This is a genomic window from uncultured Bacteroides sp., assembly GCF_905207245.1.
GTDB lineage: Bacteria > Bacteroidota > Bacteroidia > Bacteroidales > Bacteroidaceae > Bacteroides.
The window spans coordinates 1-17700 of record NZ_CAJLKP010000018.1 but is presented as its reverse complement, the minus strand read 5'-3'; the positions used below and the strand labels follow the sequence as shown (position 1 = coordinate 17700).

The 17700-nt window shown below is 45.4% G+C and carries 14 protein-coding genes and 1 pseudogene; 6 read left to right on the top strand and 9 right to left on the bottom strand.

The window, feature by feature from the left end:
• Positions 1 to 42: 42 nt before the first annotated feature.
• The 3 genes from QZ135_RS07805 to QZ135_RS07795 all read right to left on the bottom strand — a co-directional run bounded on the left by QZ135_RS07805 (position 43) and on the right by QZ135_RS07795 (position 2734).
• A complete protein-coding gene (locus QZ135_RS07805; RefSeq protein WP_294607526.1) occupies positions 43 to 1110 on the bottom strand; it encodes a tyrosine-protein phosphatase in 1068 nt (355 codons plus the stop codon).
• Positions 1111 to 1211: 101 nt separating this feature from the next.
• Positions 1212 to 2141: a carbohydrate kinase gene (locus QZ135_RS07800; RefSeq protein ID WP_294607524.1), complete on the bottom strand. Its 930-nt coding sequence runs from the start codon at positions 2139 to 2141 to the stop codon at positions 1212 to 1214.
• The gene (locus QZ135_RS07795) at positions 2129 to 2734 is read right to left on the bottom strand and encodes an SIS domain-containing protein (RefSeq protein ID WP_294607521.1); all 606 of its coding nucleotides are present in this window, start codon (positions 2732 to 2734) and stop codon (positions 2129 to 2131) included. The genes QZ135_RS07800 and QZ135_RS07795 overlap by 13 nt, the downstream gene beginning before the upstream one ends.
• A 249-nt stretch (positions 2735 to 2983) precedes the next feature.
• Between QZ135_RS07795 and QZ135_RS07790 the strand changes: the two genes are divergently transcribed.
• Complete coding sequence (locus QZ135_RS07790; protein ID WP_294607519.1) at positions 2984 to 4231, top strand: pitrilysin family protein; 1248 nt, start codon at positions 2984 to 2986, stop codon at positions 4229 to 4231.
• Positions 4232 to 4235: 4 nt separating this feature from the next.
• Here the strand turns inward: QZ135_RS07790 and QZ135_RS07785 are convergent, their stop codons facing one another.
• On the bottom strand, positions 4236 to 5372 hold the full coding sequence (locus tag QZ135_RS07785; RefSeq protein WP_294607517.1) for an ATP-binding protein: 1137 nt from the start codon (positions 5370 to 5372) through the stop codon (positions 4236 to 4238).
• A 105-nt stretch (positions 5373 to 5477) separates the two neighbouring features.
• Positions 5478 to 6383: an alkaline phosphatase gene (locus tag QZ135_RS07780; protein ID WP_294607514.1), complete on the bottom strand. Its 906-nt coding sequence runs from the start codon at positions 6381 to 6383 to the stop codon at positions 5478 to 5480.
• 215 nt (positions 6384 to 6598) lie between these two features.
• Here QZ135_RS07780 and QZ135_RS07775 point away from each other — a divergent pair, with 215 nt between their 5' ends.
• Positions 6599 to 7738, top strand: coding sequence for an ATP-binding protein (locus QZ135_RS07775; protein WP_294607513.1), 1140 nt, complete (start codon positions 6599 to 6601; stop codon positions 7736 to 7738).
• A gap of 57 nt (positions 7739 to 7795) precedes the next feature.
• Here the strand turns inward: QZ135_RS07775 and QZ135_RS07770 are convergent.
• The 4 genes and pseudogenes from QZ135_RS07770 to QZ135_RS07755 form a co-directional block, all read right to left on the bottom strand.
• Positions 7796 to 8422: pseudogene (locus tag QZ135_RS07770) on the bottom strand (DUF6266 family protein); the annotation flags it as partial.
• Between the two features lie 378 nt (positions 8423 to 8800).
• Positions 8801 to 9928 (bottom strand): SH3 domain-containing protein, encoded by a 1128-nt coding sequence (locus QZ135_RS07765; RefSeq protein WP_294607510.1) that lies wholly within the window; start codon positions 9926 to 9928, stop codon positions 8801 to 8803.
• 142 nt (positions 9929 to 10070) lie between these two features.
• A complete protein-coding gene (locus tag QZ135_RS07760; protein ID WP_294607508.1) occupies positions 10071 to 10649 on the bottom strand; it encodes an epoxyqueuosine reductase QueH in 579 nt (192 codons plus the stop codon).
• Between the two features lie 12 nt (positions 10650 to 10661).
• Positions 10662 to 11846: a DUF5009 domain-containing protein gene (locus QZ135_RS07755; protein WP_294607506.1), complete on the bottom strand. Its 1185-nt coding sequence runs from the start codon at positions 11844 to 11846 to the stop codon at positions 10662 to 10664.
• A 63-nt stretch (positions 11847 to 11909) separates the two neighbouring features.
• Between QZ135_RS07755 and QZ135_RS07750 the strand changes: the two genes are divergently transcribed.
• The 4 genes from QZ135_RS07750 to QZ135_RS07735 all read left to right on the top strand — a co-directional run.
• Positions 11910 to 13502 (top strand): DUF6377 domain-containing protein, encoded by a 1593-nt coding sequence (locus QZ135_RS07750; protein ID WP_294607503.1) that lies wholly within the window; start codon positions 11910 to 11912, stop codon positions 13500 to 13502.
• A 186-nt stretch (positions 13503 to 13688) separates the two neighbouring features.
• Entirely contained in the window at positions 13689 to 15161 is a 1473-nt protein-coding gene (locus QZ135_RS07745) for a glycoside hydrolase family 30 beta sandwich domain-containing protein (RefSeq protein ID WP_294607501.1), read from the top strand.
• 18 nt (positions 15162 to 15179) lie between these two features.
• A complete protein-coding gene (locus QZ135_RS07740; RefSeq protein WP_294607498.1) occupies positions 15180 to 16442 on the top strand; it encodes a glycoside hydrolase family 5 protein in 1263 nt (420 codons plus the stop codon).
• A gap of 12 nt (positions 16443 to 16454) precedes the next feature.
• The coding region (locus QZ135_RS07735; RefSeq protein WP_294607495.1) for a glycoside hydrolase family 3 protein at positions 16455 to 17700 on the top strand (1246 nt) is incomplete at its 3' end.

Genomic DNA, 17700 nt, shown 5'->3' with positions numbered 1-17700 from the left:
ATTAAAGAACAGGAACATTTTATGCCTGTTAATCACTTATTACTAATCATTATTCACTAATAAAATCTTTTGTAGTTTCTTGATTTCCTCTTTGCTGAGGCCGATGGCTCTTTGCAGATAAGTGTCCACATCGCCGTATCTTCGCTCTATTTCCTCTTTAGCAGCGTTCAGGAAGTCTTCCCGGGCCGAATAGATGGTGGTGATAGCCTCTTGCGAGCGTGCAGGCAGGTTGTAGGCATAGCTGGAGGCGCTGGGAATGTTGAAGTAATCGTTGCTGAGGCGGTAATCTTCCATAATGATGTCGCTGTTCACACGCAGGGAGGCGAGTATCAGTGCCGAAGCGACGCCTGTGCGCCCCTTACCGGATGAACAATGAATAACGACAGGATAATTGGCACTATCCAGCAGAATATCGAATATCTGGCGATACTCTTTATGATAATTCATCACTAATTCGCGGTTCATCCGTTCCACCATGCGATAGACGGTATCACTCTTTATTTTTTGTTGCTGAATACCTTTCAGTATGTCTTCCATATCTCCTGTTTTTATGGGGATATGCACCACGTTAAATCCCGGTTGTAGCGGAGTATGACCATTCAACTCCGATTCTGACCGGAGGTCGATGATTGTCTTTATGCCTATATTCTTCAATTCTCTGCGTGAGTAGCATTCCAGACTGTCTATCTGCGCCGAGCGGTAGAGCATGCCCCAACGCATCCGTTTCTTGGTGGGATAGGAGGGATAGCCACCCAAGTCTCGGAAGTTCTGTATGCCAGGGATATTGACATTGCGGGTAGCAATCCTCACGCGATATTTATCATTGAATACGAGAGTGTAATAATAGCGTTTGGCAGGGTCTGTTGTAACAATTGTCATTCGCTGGTCGGTGATGTTTGCCATAGCCACAGGGGAGTCCTCGGGAATATTGTTCGGGTCGGTCGAAGCATATACCTTCACATTTCCCTTGATGAGGGGGGCTATTTCCCATTTGACGATACTGTTTCCGACATTATTTTCCTCGCAAACAACGGAAATATGAGGGACAGTACCACTACAAGCCGGTAGCAGCAACACACACGTAAGCAAATTCAACAGATTTTTATACATAGTTTGATTGTCTGAGCGTTACTGCAAAGATATGTATTCTGATGACTTTTGTTACTCCGGGGCGCAGAGTTTCACAGAGTTTTTTCTCCTTTAACGGGGATTTAGTTAACGGGAGGCAACTGCCGGGCAAATTCAACTGATATGGAGTTGTTGAAACTACGGCATACGTCTGCCGCAAACTCGGTACCGCAATGGATAATCTTATCCCAGGTTGCTTCGCTTATCTGTCCCAGGTCGCGATGCCGCACGCCATACTTCAACAGGCCGTAGATGATACCGGCATTGAAGTTGTCGCCCGCGCCGATGGTGCTGACAGCATCCAACGGGGGAATGGAGTAGTTCTTGCTAATGCCATTTGTGCGCAGGGAGATTTCTTCGGCTCCGGCGGTACAAAGGAAGTTGGGGCAATAGAAGTGAATTTTGTCTTTATATATCTTGTCCACCTCCCGTTGGTTATACATATAGAAGAAGTCTTCAATAGAGCCTCGTACAATATCGGCATATTCCAGGTTTTCGATAATGGTAGAAGCCAGTTTCAGCGCTTCGTCTTTGTGTGAAGACCGGAAATTGGGGTCGTAGTAGACAATCGCTTTTTTATCGCGAGCCTGCTCCAGTAAGTCCAGCACCTTGTCGCGCAGCACTGGATTCAGGGCGAAATACGAACCGAAAACTACAATGTCATCTTCTTCCAGTTTAGGAAAGACTACATCCAGCCGTTGTTTGGGATAGTCTTTATAGAAGATGTATTCCGCATCACCCTGTTCGTTCAGGTAGGCTAGCGATACGGGTGATTTACCATCGGGAAACACATTCACATAATCGGTAGACATTCCGCTATCCCGCATGGATTGCAGGATAGTGTTGCCCACCCGGTCGTTTCCTGTCTCGCTGATGAAGCTGACGGGAACGCCTGCCCGTGCCAGTGACACGATGCCGTTGAATACTGAACCGCCCGGTACGGCAGCCGTAGGCTGTCCGTTGCGGAAAATGATGTCGAGGATAGTTTCTCCTATACCGATTACTTTTCGCATAATTTTCTTGATTTTTCACCCAGATAACCGCCGTGGTGGCGCTTGGAGTAGTCTCCAATAGTAAATCCTGTTTGTTGCATCACCTGTACCACGAGAATATCGCCGATAACGGTCATCACAGTGGTGGAGGTGGTCGGAGTCATGCCCAGGGAGCAGACTTCCTTCGGCTTTCCGGTGCTGAGACATACATCAGACTCATGGGCCAACGGACTGTCCGGGTTGCCGGTGATAACAATAAATTTGAGGTCCGGGTTCAGATTATGAGCCAATTGTGTGAGTTCTACAATCTCACGTGTTTTGCCGGAATTGGAAATCAGCAACAGCAGGTCGTTCTCCTGCAAGATGCCCAAGTCGCCGTGTTGTGCTTCACTGGGATGCAGAAATACGGAGGGGATGCCGGTGGAACAAAACGTTGTGGCAATGTTCATGGCAATTTGCCCTGCTTTTCCCATGCCTGAGGTCACCAGTTTGCCTTTCCGCCGGTGAACCTGTTCTACGATAAGTTCTACCGCACGCTCGTAAGCGTCTGTCACAGGAATGTTCAGTACGGCTTGTGCCTCTTTCTGCAGAAGCTCTTGAATGGATTCAATCATTATTTCCTGATATTTAGTTAACAAGTTAACAAGGGGAACACGCGGCATAGCTTTGCCGCCTTGTCAACTTGTGCCCTCGTTAACTTTGAAATGCAAATATCTGCAATTTTCCATAAATGGCAATAAGTTTTATTGTATTTTTGCTTTGCGAAGATAGGCGGCACCTCCTCAATAAAAACAGGCAAGCTTGTTTTGTACTGATTTCAGTTTGCACTATCTTTGCGCCCTCAATCAGTTTCAAACGTCAGAATGAAGAAGTTAGCACTTTTCCCCTTGCCGGAACATAATCAATATACGCTTGCCAATGGCCTGCGCATTATTCACCAGCCATCGCTCTCCAATGTGGCTTATTGTGGTTTTGCTGTCGATGCCGGAACGCGCGATGAGCTTGAAAACGAACAAGGCATGGCGCACTTCGTGGAGCATCTCATCTTTAAAGGTACGCAAAAGCGGAAAGCCTGGCATATACTCAATCGCATGGAAAATGTGGGGGGCGACCTGAATGCATATACCAATAAGGAGGAAACGGTGATTTATTCTGCTTTCCTGACCGAACACTTTGGCAGAGCATTCGAATTACTGACGGATATTGTATTTCACTCTACTTTCCCTCAGCGTGAAATTGAAAAAGAAACGGAAGTGATTATAGATGAAATCCAGTCTTATGAGGATACGCCTTCCGAGCTTATTTTCGATGATTTCGAAGACTTGATTTTCCGTGGGCATCCGTTGGGACGCAACATCCTGGGTAATCCTGAACTATTGAAAACTTTCCGCAGTGAAGATGCGGCGGCTTTTACTTCGCGTTTTTACCATCCCGAAAATATGGTTTTCTTTGTTTGGGGAAATATGGATTTTAAGCAAATTGTACGTTGGGCGGAGAAACTCCTGGCTGATGTGCCTGCGGTGACGGTGGATAACCGTCGTACTCCGCCTCCTCTTTATACTCCGGAACGCCTCGTTATACATAAGGACACCCACCAGGCCCACGTCATGATAGGCAGTCGCGGCTACAATGCTTATGATGATAAGCGCACTGCTCTTTATCTGCTGAACAATATTCTTGGCGGTCCGGGCATGAATAGCCGTCTGAACGTCTCTCTGCGTGAGCGTCGTGGTCTTGTTTATAATGTGGAGTCCAATCTGACCTCTTATACCGATACAGGCGTTTTTTGCACTTATTTTGGTTGTGACCCTGAAGATGTGGATACCTGCACGCGCCTGGTGATGAAAGAATTGAAGCAAATGCGCGATGTCAAAATGACTCCCCAGCAGCTTGCTGCCGCAAAGAAGCAGTTGATAGGTCAGATAGGTGTAGCTTCGGATAACAACGAGAACAATGCCCTTGGCATGGCGAAGACTTTTCTGCACTACAACAAATATGAAAGCTCCGAAGCGGTTTACCGACGTATTGAGCAACTCACTCCGGAGATTTTATGGGAAGTAGCGAATGAGATGTTTGCGGAAGACTATTTGTCGACGCTTATCTATCGCTGACAGATTATTTGGCATAAGGCAATGTTTGCAACCATAGTTTCATGAAACGGTCGTAAACACAATAGCCTTTATCGGATTTAAAGACGTACTCTTTATTCATTAATGTTTTGAGGGCTGTATTGATGCTACTGCTACCCTTTAAGCCGTATTTCTTAATGAAGGCTGCGCTGTTGATGGCTGCAACCTCCCCTTCGCGTGCAATGGCACGCAGCAAGATGGATTGATTTTCAGTCAACATTCCATATAATTGTTGATAAGAGTCTATTTCCGATTGAATGATATCTGCAAGGCAGATGTCAATCCGTTTCTCGTCTATTACCGGTTGTGGCTGTTCGTAAAGCCGATTCAGGATATATTGCAGATACCATGTATGTCCTCCGAAACGTTGATAAATCTGTTGGAACTGCACTTTGTCCAATTGCTTTCCTCCCCTGTCCATCCAATCGCGGGCAAAGAGAAAATATTCGTTTTCCGGTATGGGTTGCAAAGTCATCTTTTCCGTACTCCGGTAAAAGGGACGCTTGGCCGAAGTGAATATTTCGTTCATAAGATGCTGTTTACTGCCGGAAAAGATGAAATGTATATGTGGCAGGAACTGGATATAAGAGCGCAGTAATCCTTCCACGCCTTTTTCCGGGTATTCAGTGATTTGCTGGAATTCATCGATTGCTATATAGCACTCTTTGCCGGAGTGTTCCAGATATTCGAATATCTCTTTCAGGGTAGCTTGTGCCTGTGAAGGATGAAAATCAAGTGTAGCTTGCGGAGTCCCATTCAGCGGGTCGGAAGAAAACACAATGTGGCAACTTCTGAAAAAACCGGTGAGTGTGGTAAATGCTTTTTGAGAGAGGGTATCCAGCTTGCCGATAACTGTTTGCCCGAAGAGAATGATAAAATCATTCAGGCAGGTGGTGGAAAATATATCCATATAAAAACAGGCGGCTTCTGGCTTTTCTTGTTGAATCTGATAAAAAACATTTTTTATCAGTCCGGTTTTTCCCATACGGCGGGGGCTCATCAGGGTGATGTTGCGTCCGTTCTGCAAGGCAGAAATCAGTTTCTGTGTATCCTCTTTCCGGTCGCAGAAATAATCAGGCCCGGCGTAGCCGTAAACTAGGAAAGGGTTAGTCAATCTGTTCATAAGCAAATATTTATGTATAGCGTAATTTGTGTAGCACAAAAAGTGCTACACAAATTACGCTATAACTTTTGACATTTGCAAATGTTTGGATATGAATTATACTTCTTACTTGAACACCTGCTTCATCGGACGACCTATCCAAACCTGCGGTTGCTTTAATCCAAAGATATAAGCTATGGTGGAAGCAACATCATATTGCATCATGCTTTCATGGAATTCGCCGCTCTTCTTTACATTTTTACCGGAAATGATGAAAGGAGTTTGCATCTCATTCATGGTTTTACCGCCATGGCCTTTTTCGATACCTCCGTGATCGGCAGTGATGATGAAGATAGTTTCTTTCAGTATGCCGGCATCTTTAACGGCTTGGACGATGCGGGCTACATAGGCATCCAGTTCTTTCAGCTTTGCATAATATTCGGGAGTGTCATGTCCCGCCTGGTGTCCTACGTGGTCGGGATTATCGAAACAGACGGCGAGCAGAGTCGGCCTTTTTTCTTTGATATATGTTTCTGCCATTGTGCACAGGGCTTCGGGATGTTTGTTGTAGTCGGGAGCTTGTGCGTAATGGCTCAAAGCAAGGGTATCCACAAGATATTTGATGCCGTCCCATTCATACAGGCAGCCGATTTCAGCTTCCGGCTGTGCATCGCGCAGTAGCTGGAAGACAGTTGGGAAAATGCCATGTTCATTGAGTACGCGCGAGGGCAGTTCAGGAGTTTTGGATCCCCATTGCGTGTATCCGTGCAGTTCTGGTCCGGCACCCATGAACATGGAAGCCCAGTTGATGGCACTGGAAGAGGGGAGGGCCGAACGTTTTTCAAGCGTGTAGGCTCCGTCTGCCATGAATTGCTTGATAGTAGGTATATCTGCTTTGGGAACGCTATAGGCGCCCCAGCCATCTAATCCGATTAATACGACATGTTTTGCTTTCCCTTTGGCGCTGCAAGGAGTTGCAGCAAGTAGCACTGCAAGGATAGAGAGTGCGAATGTGATTGTAAATTTCTTCATGTTCTTCTGTTTTTTATGTTAACTGCAAGCAAAGATACGGAAGATATTTTGTTTGTACCTGCTGTTTTAATACTGGAAATATGCCTTTATTATCCGCGTATCGCCAAAAAGAAACTATGTAGTAACTTTATCTGCTTAGGAATGTTTCAAGATGAATTATTATGATTATCATAATAATAATTATTATATTTGCAATAATCTAAAATTGAATAATCATGAAGACTGTGCAAACAAATCCTTTTATAATAGGCACCTATGCCGGTAGCCATTACTTTTGTGACCGCGAAAGAGAAACTAACGAACTGATTCGTGATTTGACAAATGGGCGCAATGTGGTATTGATTGCACAACGGCGTATGGGAAAGACCGGATTAATTCTACATACTTTTCACCAAGAGGAAATCAGTAAAAATTATAATGTTTTCTTTGTCGATATCTTTGCAACGGCTTCTATCCGTGAATTTGTATATGCTTTCGGCAGTGCTATAATCGACCAGTTGAAACCACGTGGCAGGAAGTTTCTGGATCGTTTTCTGCAAACCATAACTTCCTTGCGTCCTGCTGTGAAAATAGATGCTTTAACCGGTGAACCCACGTTAGAAATTGGTTTAGGAAACGTGTCCTCTGTGGATGCCACTCTGGATGAAATCTTTGCGTATCTGAATACTGCCGATAAACCCTGCATTGTTGCGTTTGATGAATTTCAGCAAATAAGCCATTATACTGAAAAGAATATGGAAGCTTTGCTGCGCACGCAGATACAGCATTGTCCGAACGCCCGTTTCATTTTTGCCGGTAGCGAACCCAGTTTGTTGGTGGATATGTTCAATAGTGAGAACCGTCCCTTTTATCAAAGTACCTTTACTTTGCATCTTGAAAGCATACCTTCGGATAAGTATATCGAATTTGTGCAGATGCATTTTCGTGAGCATGGCAAAGCCATAGATGCCGCTTTAGTGGAAGTGGCTTATCAAAAATTTGAAGGGATTACTCTTTATCTGCAGATGCTGATGAATGAGGTATTCTTGCTGACGGAGAAAGGAGAAACTGCCACACCGTATTATTTCGAAATGGCTTTAACTTCCCTTATCCGAAAACAAAATTTCATTTATCAGTCCATCTTTGCCGACCTGACGGAGCGTCAACGTGAGATACTCCGTGCAATAGCTGCTGAAAATATAGCTGCCAATGTGACTTCCGGTGAGTTTGTGCGAAGATATCATCTGAAATCACCCAGTTCCGTACAGTCTGCTCTGAAAGGACTTTCCGGTAAGGGGGTGGTTAGTAAGACTCTGGATGGCTATGTCATCAACGACCGGTTGTTTAAGTTTTGGATAAAACGAAATTCCATCTGAAAGAGTCCATAAGGCGGAATCCTCTGACTGGGGTACATGCGGGGTAGTTTGGACGGTTGTTACGGATAGTCGTACGCTATTGGCTACACAACTTCCGTCAGCACTGCAAAAGCTGAGATAGGCTACCAGTTCATCGCCCTGCCAGTCATCCGGAAGGGGCAATTCAGCATGAGTGTCGGAGCGCAAAGCGGCTTCTGTGTCATAGACAGCCATTTCCTTGTCTTTGTTGTATACCAGCAGCATGGCTATATCTGTGTTTTCCGCATTTCCCATACCAGAGTTGTTGTGCCAGTTGAAGTTCATTTTATTTTCATCTTGTATAGCTGTACCTTCAAATACGGGCATTAGCGTTCCCATAGATACCAGCGCCCGGTTAAAGTCAATCGTGATATCTTTCCCGCTACCCGTCATAGCTCTTTTCAGCGTGTAGGACATGGCGGCGTTGAATGCAGATTTATCTTGCGTAAACTCTTTATATCCAATGCGAATGAAAGGCTTTATGGTCTTCAGGAAGCTGAATGCCGTGGCAAATTTACCCCGTTGTTCCTGTTGCCGGGGTGTGCGCGGATTGCTGACTTTGGCGGCGCGGGCACGTATATAGTAGTTTGATTTCCAGCGGAACCCTACTATCGGTCCCACTTTACCGGAGAAACCTCCGAGAATGCCTTGATTGATAATTCCCATGATATCGTGTTTTTAATTACTTATTTTTGTTACTGCACAAATGTATGGAAAATAAATCTCTTCAACCCGCTTCCTGTGATTTTTGCGTTCATTTGCATTGTTTTGCGTAGATAATTGTTTTATCTTTTCCGGTGTGATAAGTTTTGTCCGCATTATACCCGGGATGCACTTGCTCCGTACCAAGACCGTGGTTTCTTCGCTCAGAGGTACCTGTGAGTGGAGAAGGTACGGAGCAAGTACATTTCGGATATATCCCAGGTACGGCTGAGTTACAGTAATGCTATCTATTATATTTGTAATTGATTGTTTTTATCAGATAAACCGGTGAACCGTCCGGCTGTTTCTTCAATGGCTGGTAAGGTGTTTGCTATTGCAGGTTTAATAAGTTCGCTTAAATCCACCACCAGGAGTCTGGTTCCAGCGGCGTCCGCTATTGTCGTGAAAACCAACGTCACTATTCGGACTGTCTTGTGTAATCTCAGTACCATCGGGCAGTCTGAATTTCTTGAGTCCGTCATCACTATGATTTATACTGCTGCTGCCGTTTGCAAAGGCCGATAACAGGAGCCAGCCGATAAGTACAATAATCAGAAGGAAAACAAACTGAACAAGTATAATGAGAGTAGCTGCGGTTCCTATAATATACATTAGTATGCATAGTATTGTAGATGAAAAACCGCCGCTTGAACCTACCTCTTTTATTATAATTCCTAATTGAATCAGTTGGCAAATTCCCATTGCTCCCAAGGCAAAAGGGATGCCGGACTGAAAAAAGAAACTACATACGATACATGCAATGCCACAGATGCCAATACCGTAAAAATATCCCCATCGAAAGCTAAGAGAACTGTATGCGTTCCATAAAATACTGTCTAAAACCAGAAAAAGGCACATTATCTGGTTATATACCACAATTCCGAATATGATGAAATTGATAATTATCCATAACCATCCTACGGATTTTGGTGAGCAAAACCAGATGGAGTCGCTTCCCATAACGAGCTGATATCCGATTTCTACAGAATAGGTGATGAAAAGTAAGCCGATATAGGTATAGTATCCAAAGTTTTGGTTATCTATAGCCTTGTCATTTTGGCTTCTGCGGATGATGTAGGTAATGAGAGACAGGACTAAAATTACAATAAGCAATATCGTTCCTGTTTCACGGTCTCCGCTCCCCTTGAATAAGTTTTCCCAATTCCATTGTTTAGAAGTGTTTTGGGTAGGTGATGGAGATAGATATTCTATATATTGGGCACTGACGTATCCTATCTGACCATCATAGTTGATTTGAGCCCAACCATCGCTTATTTCTGTAACCTCAATCTTTTCTCCCGCCATCTTTTGACCCATAATGGCTCCGTTGGTGTTTGGAGCTTGGCGAACTCTTAATGAGGATGAAGCTGTCACTTTATAGATTCCCGCAGTAGGAGTGTCTATAGTGTTTGCTAATCCAATCATGAAAGGAAAAAGGCAAAATAGAAGTAGAAATGTGTATTGCTTCATAATATTAGTGTTTATTCGTGTACACATACAAAAGTAAAAAAATATTTTGAATTACTGTTGTGGTAATATAAAAAATTAGCCTTTTCTGGAGTATAGAAAAGGCTAAAGTGATAAATTGCCATAAAGTGGGCATTCATAATTATCAAGTTGTTTCCAGCCTGCGCATACTGAACTCGCAACCGCAATATTGCTGGTTATAGAAGTCATGTTCTTTGAGAAGTTGGTTTCGCCGGTCCTGTAGCCCGCCTTTTCGCCAGTTCTGTTCCCAGAAGGTGGTGCCGGGATAAAGGAAGGCGGCACGACGCCCTGCTTCATTTATCTGGTCAAGGCTTTTCCAGCGGGAGGAGGCGAGGGTAGTGGTGAACAGAGTGAAGCCATGTTCTGAAGCATAACGTGCTGTCTCCGTCAGGCGGTGGATGAAACATTTCAGGCAACGGTTGCCGCGTTCAGGTTCGTTTTCCATACCTTCCATGGAGGTGCGCCAGAGTTGGTAATCGTAGTCGCCATCAATGAAATCGAGCCCGAGACCCTGGACATAGCGGATGGCTTCGGCTTTTCGGATTTCATACTCTTCCCGGGGGTAGATGTTGGGGTTATAATAAAATACAGTGGGGCGAATGTCGTTGGCAAGCAGACATTCGATAATGGCAGAAGAACAAGGTGCGCAACAGGAATGAAGCAGCACCTTGTTTTCATTGTTGGGAGTTTGTAACTTTAACATAAATCTTAAAAGTTATACTTTCAGCTTTATTTTAGCCTTCACCAGCAGTCCGGTCAGTTGGACGATGATGAGGGAGAATATGAGCGAGCGCAGTAAGCCCGGAGTGCCGGCATTCAGCACATCGGGATAATGCAAGCCTAATAGCTGTTGTATGGAATACCATAGATAAGGAATGATATAACACGTCAGCGTTGCTGTTCCGGCAGGCTTGATAATATCAAACCAAGGCGTTTTGCCTTTAACATCCGTCAGCCAATAGAACAAACCGAATAGCGGGAAGAATGCGGCAAGACAATAGAACAACCAGCTTGGAGTGGCTTGTATCTTAGAGATAATCCAGTAAGGATGTGAGCAAAGCGCAGCAATGAGCATGATGACGCCCAGTACACAAAGAATAGTGATGAACTTGCGCGGGTGCTCCCGGTCGGCATACTTCTGCATCAACAGGGAGGTGAGCACCCCCGACATGCCGAATGCATGCAGTGTCCAATCACTGGGGATGAAAGGCAGCAGGATAACACGTAAACCATATTCCTGCGGTATCAGGCTGGAATGGCTGACCACGGCAAGCAGCACAACCACCAGCCATGCGATTACATTCTTACGCAGATTTTCACGGGTAAACAGGTAAATACCGGCACACACCACATATGTCCAGCCGATAAGTCCCAGTATGCCCCACCAACCTTGATGAAATGGTTTCCCGTTTAAATCTTTATACAATACAAGGAATGCCAACAGTGCTACACCCACGACCTTCATTGCGATGAATAGGTGCTTTTTTGAACCTTCGGCCTTTGGGTAAACCGCCCAGACCAGGAAGAAACCAATAACCATCAGTATCGTGAACCATTGATGGGAGAGCCCTCCCTCTATGCCGCCGGAGTTGAGCGAAAACAGTCCCATTGCAATCAGGGCAACTGTGCGCCAGAAGACATGCGCGATGACCTGTAAAGTGGTGTCACCTTTCCGGTAACGGTTCTGGATGGCAAAAGATACGGACATGCCCATACAGAACAGGAATGCAGGAAAGATAGTGTCGGAGAATCCCATCATGTCTTCATTCATTTCGGCATGTTCGAGCCAGTGGGGAATGTTTTTCAGACCGGGGATGTCATTTACAAAAAGCATGAGGAACATGGTGAGCGCGCGGAATACATCGACCGCCGCCACTCGTTGGGGTGTTAAGTTTTTCATTATCGGATACATTTGGGGGTTAATGCTGCAAATATAGGAAACAAATTTTTTATATTTGTCGCCATGAAGATAAAATTGCTGATATTTTTAGGGTTGGCTTTAGCGGGCATTCGTGGAATGTCGGCTCCCGTTGATATTCCTCCGATGGATGGATGGGAAGCTGCTCTTGATGAGGCTATCTGCGCTCATAAACAATATGTGGCAGTGCGGGAAACTCGTATTGAGGCATTGAGGCAGCAGTTGGCACAGACGGATAAGGAAACTAAGGATTATTTCCGGCTGAATGCCGAAATGTATCAGGAATATAAAGCTTATATATGCGACTCAGCCCTCTATTACCTCAGTCGTAACCTGCGCTGGGCGCAGCAACATGAAGACCGGGAGGCGGCTGATGAAACACGTATCCGGCGGGCACATCTGATGTCGGCGGCAGGCATGTATAAAGAAGCTTCCGAAGATTTGGAAAAGATACATCCTGGGCAATTGTCTTTCCGTTTATTATCCGATTATTATGAATGTTACCGCCATTTGTACGGTGAATTGGGAGTTTACACGCAGGATACCTTCCGGCGTGGGCGTTATTATAGCCTGTCTGCTGCCTATGGTGATTCGTTGATGCAGGTGCTTTCTCCCACTTCCGCTTTTTATCTGGAGCGCCGGGAAATGAAAGTTTCCGCTTCCGGGCAGTTGGAGGAGGCTTTGAAGATTAACGATACCCGTATGGCGAATGTGCGTCCCGATACGCCGGAATATGCGTTGGTAACATATCACCGTTCCATGCTCTATCGCCTTTTGGGCGACCGGGAGCAGGAAAAGTATTATCTGGCTTTGTCTGCACTTACCGATATTCGTCTTGCCATAACCGACCATGCTTCCCTATGGACGCTGGCGCAATTGCTTTATGAAGAAGGAGACATTGAACGGGCTTACCGCTATATTCGTTTTTCGTGGAGTGAAACCAACCATTACAATGCCCGTAGCCGCAGTTTGCAGACGGCCGGTATCCTGTCTCTGATAGACCTCACCTATCAGGCCATGCAAGAGAAACAGAACGAGCGCCTCCGTTTTTATCTTTTGTTGATTAGCGTTTTGTCCTTGCTGCTTGTCATAGCCATCGTCTGGATTTATCGGCAGATGAAACACCTTTCCGTGGCCCGTAGTCACTTGGAGCAGGCTAACGAGCAACTGCAAATGTCCAACCATATTAAGGAAGAATACATCGGCCGTTTCCTGAAACTCTGTTCTACTTATATCGACCGCCTGGATGCCTACCGCCGTATGGTCAACAAAAAACTTTCCGGCGGGCAGACGGAAGAACTCCTGAAAATGGTGCGCTCGAGAGATGTACTCGATACTGACCTGAAAGAACTATATGAGAATTTTGATACGGCTTTCCTTCATCTTTTCCCGGATTTCGTTGAGAAGTTCAATGAGTTGTTGCAACCGGAAGAACGCATCACACTCCGTAAGGGCGAACTGCTGAACACTGAATTACGCATTTTTGCCTTAATCCGTCTGGGTATTGACGATAGTTCGCAGATAGCCGAATTTCTCCGCTATTCCGTCAACACCATTTATAATTACCGGGCTAAGGTGAAAAATAAGGCATGTATTTCGCGCGATGACTTTGAAACATGCGTCATGAAGATACGCTAAACATACGTCATCCCTTTCTTTTTTATCCACTTTTTTACTTTCTCTACTCAATCTTATATTGTTGTTTTTTAATGTGTTATCTGTGCAAAGACTTTCACTCGTCCACATATTGATAACACTGAGGAGCGCAATGCCTTTATCTTGCCTACCTTTGGGGAAGATTAATTAACCCTTGAAAAACATACCATGAACTTGAAACTACCTCTTTTATTAGGATGCTGTCTATTCATTGCTATTACTGCATGTGCCAAGACATCTGCTTCGCTGGGCGAAGATGCAACCGGGAAGAAAGTGGACGTATACATTACGACTGCCGACCGCCAGCAAAGTTTTAACCACACCACTCAGAAACTCTCCAAATCTCCTGCATCTGCGTTTGTTGTCACCTTGAACCCTGCGGTGCAATATCAGGAAATGGATGGCTTCGGTGCTGCCGTCACCGGCTCTACCTGCTACAACCTGATGCAGATGGCACCTGCCGACCGTGCGAAGTTTCTCACCGAAACTTTCTCTGATAAAGACGGACTGGGCTTCAGCTATATCCGCATTTCCATCGGTTGTTCCGACTTTTCGCTGAGCGAATATACCTGCTGCGACACGGAAGGCATTGAGAACTTTGCTTTGCAAACCGAAGAGAAAGAATACGTGATACCTATTCTGAAAGATATTTTAGCCATTAATCCCACTATCAAGATATTGGGTTCTCCGTGGACTTGTCCCAGATGGATGAAAGTGAATAACCTGGAAGAAAAGAAGCCTTTTGATTCCTGGACGAGCGGACAATTGAATCCGGATTATTATCAGGATTATGCTACTTACTTCGTGAAATGGATAGAGGCATTCCGTGAAGAAGGCATTGAGATTTATTCCATTACTCCACAGAATGAGCCGTTGAATAGGGGCAATTCCGCTTCTTTGTTCATGGGCTGGAAGGAAGAGCTGGCTTTTGTGCGCGATGCCCTCGGCCCTGCTTTCAAAGCTGCCGGACTGGATACAAAGATTTATGCTTTCGACCATAATTACAATTATGATAATATGGCCGACCAACAGGGTTATCCCGCCAAGATATACGATGACGAAGTGGCCGCCGCCTTCCTCACCGGAGCTGCTTACCATAACTATGGCGGCAGACGTGAAGAACTGAACAATATCCGGCAGAAACGCCCGGATAAGGAACTGATTTTCACCGAAACCTCCATCGGTATGTGGAATGACGGACGCAATCTTGAAAAACGCTTGATGGAAGACATGCGCGAGGTAGCACTTGGAACAGTGAACAACTGGTGCAAAGGTGTCATTGTATGGAATCTGATGCTGGACAATGAGCGTGGGCCCTGGCGCGAAGGCGGTTGCAAAACCTGTTACGGTGCTGTGGACATCAGCCGTGAAGACTATAAGACAATGACTTATAATTCTCATTATTATATCATCGGACATCTGTCGTCTGTGGTGAAACCGGGTGCTTTCCGCATAGAAAGCAAAGGTGATGCAGGGGGAGGATTGATGTATTCTGCCTTTGAAAATACCGATGGAACCGTGGCTTTTGTGCTCTTGAACGAAGGAACTACGGAAGCCCGGCTGGCAGTAAAGGTCGGAAAGAATTATGTGGATTGTGTAGTGCCTGCCAAGTCGGTAGCCTCTTATCGTTGGAAGAAATAATCTTATATTTATAATATCATGTTGAAATCTATTTTAGTGGGTACATCCCTCTTGGCAGCCTCTCTCATGTTGGGAAGTTGCGGTGAAAAGGCAGAAAAAACACAGAAACCTGCCGCGTTTATTACTGTTCAAGGGCAAGACTTGATAAAGCCCGATGGTACAAAGCTCTTTATAATGGGCACCAATCTGGGCAACTGGTTGAATCCGGAAGGTTATATGTTCAAGTTCAGCAAGACGAACTCTCCCCGTTTCATCAATGAGATGTTCAGCCAACTGGTGGGACCTGACTTTACTGCTGAATTCTGGAAAGCATTTAAGGACAATTACATTACCCGTGAAGACGTACAGTTCATCAAGGATACAGGTGCGAACACTATTCGCCTTCCGTTCCATTACAAACTCTTCACGGATGAAGATTTTATGGGACTGACAGCTAATCAGGATGGCTTCGCCCGTGTAGACAGCGTAGTGGAATGGTGCCGTGAAGCAGACCTTTATCTTATTCTCGATATGCACGATGCTCCGGGCGGACAAACGGGTGATAATATAGATGATAGCTACGGATATCCCTGGTTGTTCGAGAGCGAAACCAGCCAGCAATTGTATTGCGATATCTGGCGCAAGATTGCAGACCGTTATAAAAATGAACCGGTTATTCTCGGTTATGAGCTGTTCAACGAGCCCATTGCCCCGTACTTCCCGAATATGGAGGAACTGAACGGTAAACTGGAAGAACTTTATAAGAAGGGCGTAGCCGCTATTCGTGAGGTAGATAATAACCATATCATCTTGTTGGGTGGTGCACAATGGAACGGCAACTTCAAGCCGTTTACGGATTCTAAGTTTGATGATAAAATAATGTATACCTGCCATCGCTATGGAGGTGATCCGACAAAGGCAGCTATCCAGAATATCATTGATTTTCGCGATAGTGTGAACTTGCCGATGTATATGGGTGAGATTGGTCATAATACGGACGAATGGCAGGCTGCCTTTTGCCAGACGATGCGTGAAAATAATATTGGTTATACTTTCTGGCCGTATAAGAAGATGGATGGTTCCAGTTTCGTAGGGATTACTCCGCCGGAGAACTGGGCGAATATTGTCTATTTCTCTGAGGCTCCGCGCACGTCTTATAAGGAAATCCGTGATGCACGTCCCGACCAGTTGATGGCACGTAAGGCAATGATGGATTTTATTGAGGCTTGCAAGTTGAAGAATTGCGTGGTGCAGGAAGGGTATATCCAATCGTTAGGAATGAAAAATAACAATAAACATTAATCACTTATTCACATGAAGAAAGTATTATTCGGTTTGGCATTTGCTGTTGCTCTTCCGCTTTTTGCACAGCAGAAACCTGTATATTTGGATGCAGCCAAACCTATTGAAGAAAGAGTAGAAGATGCCTTGAAAAGGCTGACTATCGAGGAAAAAGTAGCTATGCTGCATGCGCAGAGCAAATTCAGTAGTCCGGGCGTGCCCCGCTTGGGTATTCCGGAATTCTGGATGACGGACGGTCCTCATGGCATCCGTCCCGAAGTTCTTTGGGATGAATGGGATCAGGCAGGATGGACCAATGACTCTTGTGTAGCTTTTCCGGCTTTGACTTGTCTGGCCGCCACCTGGAGTCCTGAAATGTCCATGCTTTATGGAAAGAACATCGGTGAAGAGGCACGTTATCGCAACAAAGCCGTTCTTCTGGGTCCTGGTGTCAATATCTACCGTACCCCGCTGAATGGACGTAACTTTGAGTATATGGGCGAAGACCCATATCTGGCTTCTCGAATGGTAGTCCCTTATGTGCAAGGGGTACAGCAGAATGGAGTAGCTGCTTGTGTGAAGCATTATGCACTGAACAATCAGGAAGTCAACCGCCACACCACTAATGTCATTGTAGACGATCGTGCTCTTTATGAAATCTATCTTCCGGCTTTCAAAGCTGCCGTTCAGGAAGGCAAGGCATGGTCTATTATGGGCGCTTACAATTTATACAAAGGGCAGCATGCCTGCCACAACCAGTATCTGCTGAATGATATTCTGAAGGGAGAATGGGGCTTTGACGGCGTAGTTGTTTCCGATTGGGGCGGTACGCACGATACCGACCAGTCCATAACAAACGGTCTTGATATGGAATTTGGCAGTTGGACGGATGGTCTTGCCAGCGGTAGCAGCAACGCTTATGATAACTATTATCTGGCTGCACCCTATTTGGAACGTCTCAGGTCCGGCAAGGTAGGTACTAAGGAGCTGGATGATAAAGTGCGTCGTATCTTGCGTCTGGCATTCCGTACTACGATGGATATGAATCGTCCTTTCGGTTCCATACTGTCCCCCGAACATTATGAAGCCGCCCGCCGTATTGGCGAAGAAGGTATTGTATTGCTACAAAATAAGGGTGCCGTGTTACCCATTGATCTGAATAAAGCGAAGAAGATTGCCGTTATCGGTGAGAATGCCGTGAAGATGATGACTGTAGGCGGTGGTAGTTCTTCCCTGAAAGTGCAACGTGAACTTTCACCGTTGGATGGCATCAGAAACC

Bases quoted from the DNA above. Each gene is read 5' to 3' on its own strand.
- QZ135_RS07805 (WP_294607526.1), bottom strand. From the start codon at position 1,110: ATGTATAAAAATCTGTTGAATTTGCTTACGTGTGTGTTGCTGCTACCG.
- QZ135_RS07800 (WP_294607524.1), bottom strand. From the start codon at position 2,141: ATGCGAAAAGTAATCGGTATAGGAGAAACTATCCTCGACATCATTTTC.
- QZ135_RS07795 (WP_294607521.1), bottom strand. From the start codon at position 2,734: ATGATTGAATCCATTCAAGAGCTTCTGCAGAAAGAGGCACAAGCCGTA.
- QZ135_RS07790 (WP_294607519.1), top strand. From the start codon at position 2,984: ATGAAGAAGTTAGCACTTTTCCCCTTGCCGGAACATAATCAATATACG.
- QZ135_RS07785 (WP_294607517.1), bottom strand. From the start codon at position 5,372: ATGAACAGATTGACTAACCCTTTCCTAGTTTACGGCTACGCCGGGCCT.
- QZ135_RS07780 (WP_294607514.1), bottom strand. From the start codon at position 6,383: ATGAAGAAATTTACAATCACATTCGCACTCTCTATCCTTGCAGTGCTA.
- QZ135_RS07775 (WP_294607513.1), top strand. From the start codon at position 6,599: ATGAAGACTGTGCAAACAAATCCTTTTATAATAGGCACCTATGCCGGT.
- QZ135_RS07765 (WP_294607510.1), bottom strand. From the start codon at position 9,928: ATGAAGCAATACACATTTCTACTTCTATTTTGCCTTTTTCCTTTCATG.
- QZ135_RS07760 (WP_294607508.1), bottom strand. From the start codon at position 10,649: ATGTTAAAGTTACAAACTCCCAACAATGAAAACAAGGTGCTGCTTCAT.
- QZ135_RS07755 (WP_294607506.1), bottom strand. From the start codon at position 11,846: ATGAAAAACTTAACACCCCAACGAGTGGCGGCGGTCGATGTATTCCGC.
- QZ135_RS07750 (WP_294607503.1), top strand. From the start codon at position 11,910: ATGAAGATAAAATTGCTGATATTTTTAGGGTTGGCTTTAGCGGGCATT.
- QZ135_RS07745 (WP_294607501.1), top strand. From the start codon at position 13,689: ATGAACTTGAAACTACCTCTTTTATTAGGATGCTGTCTATTCATTGCT.
- QZ135_RS07740 (WP_294607498.1), top strand. From the start codon at position 15,180: ATGTTGAAATCTATTTTAGTGGGTACATCCCTCTTGGCAGCCTCTCTC.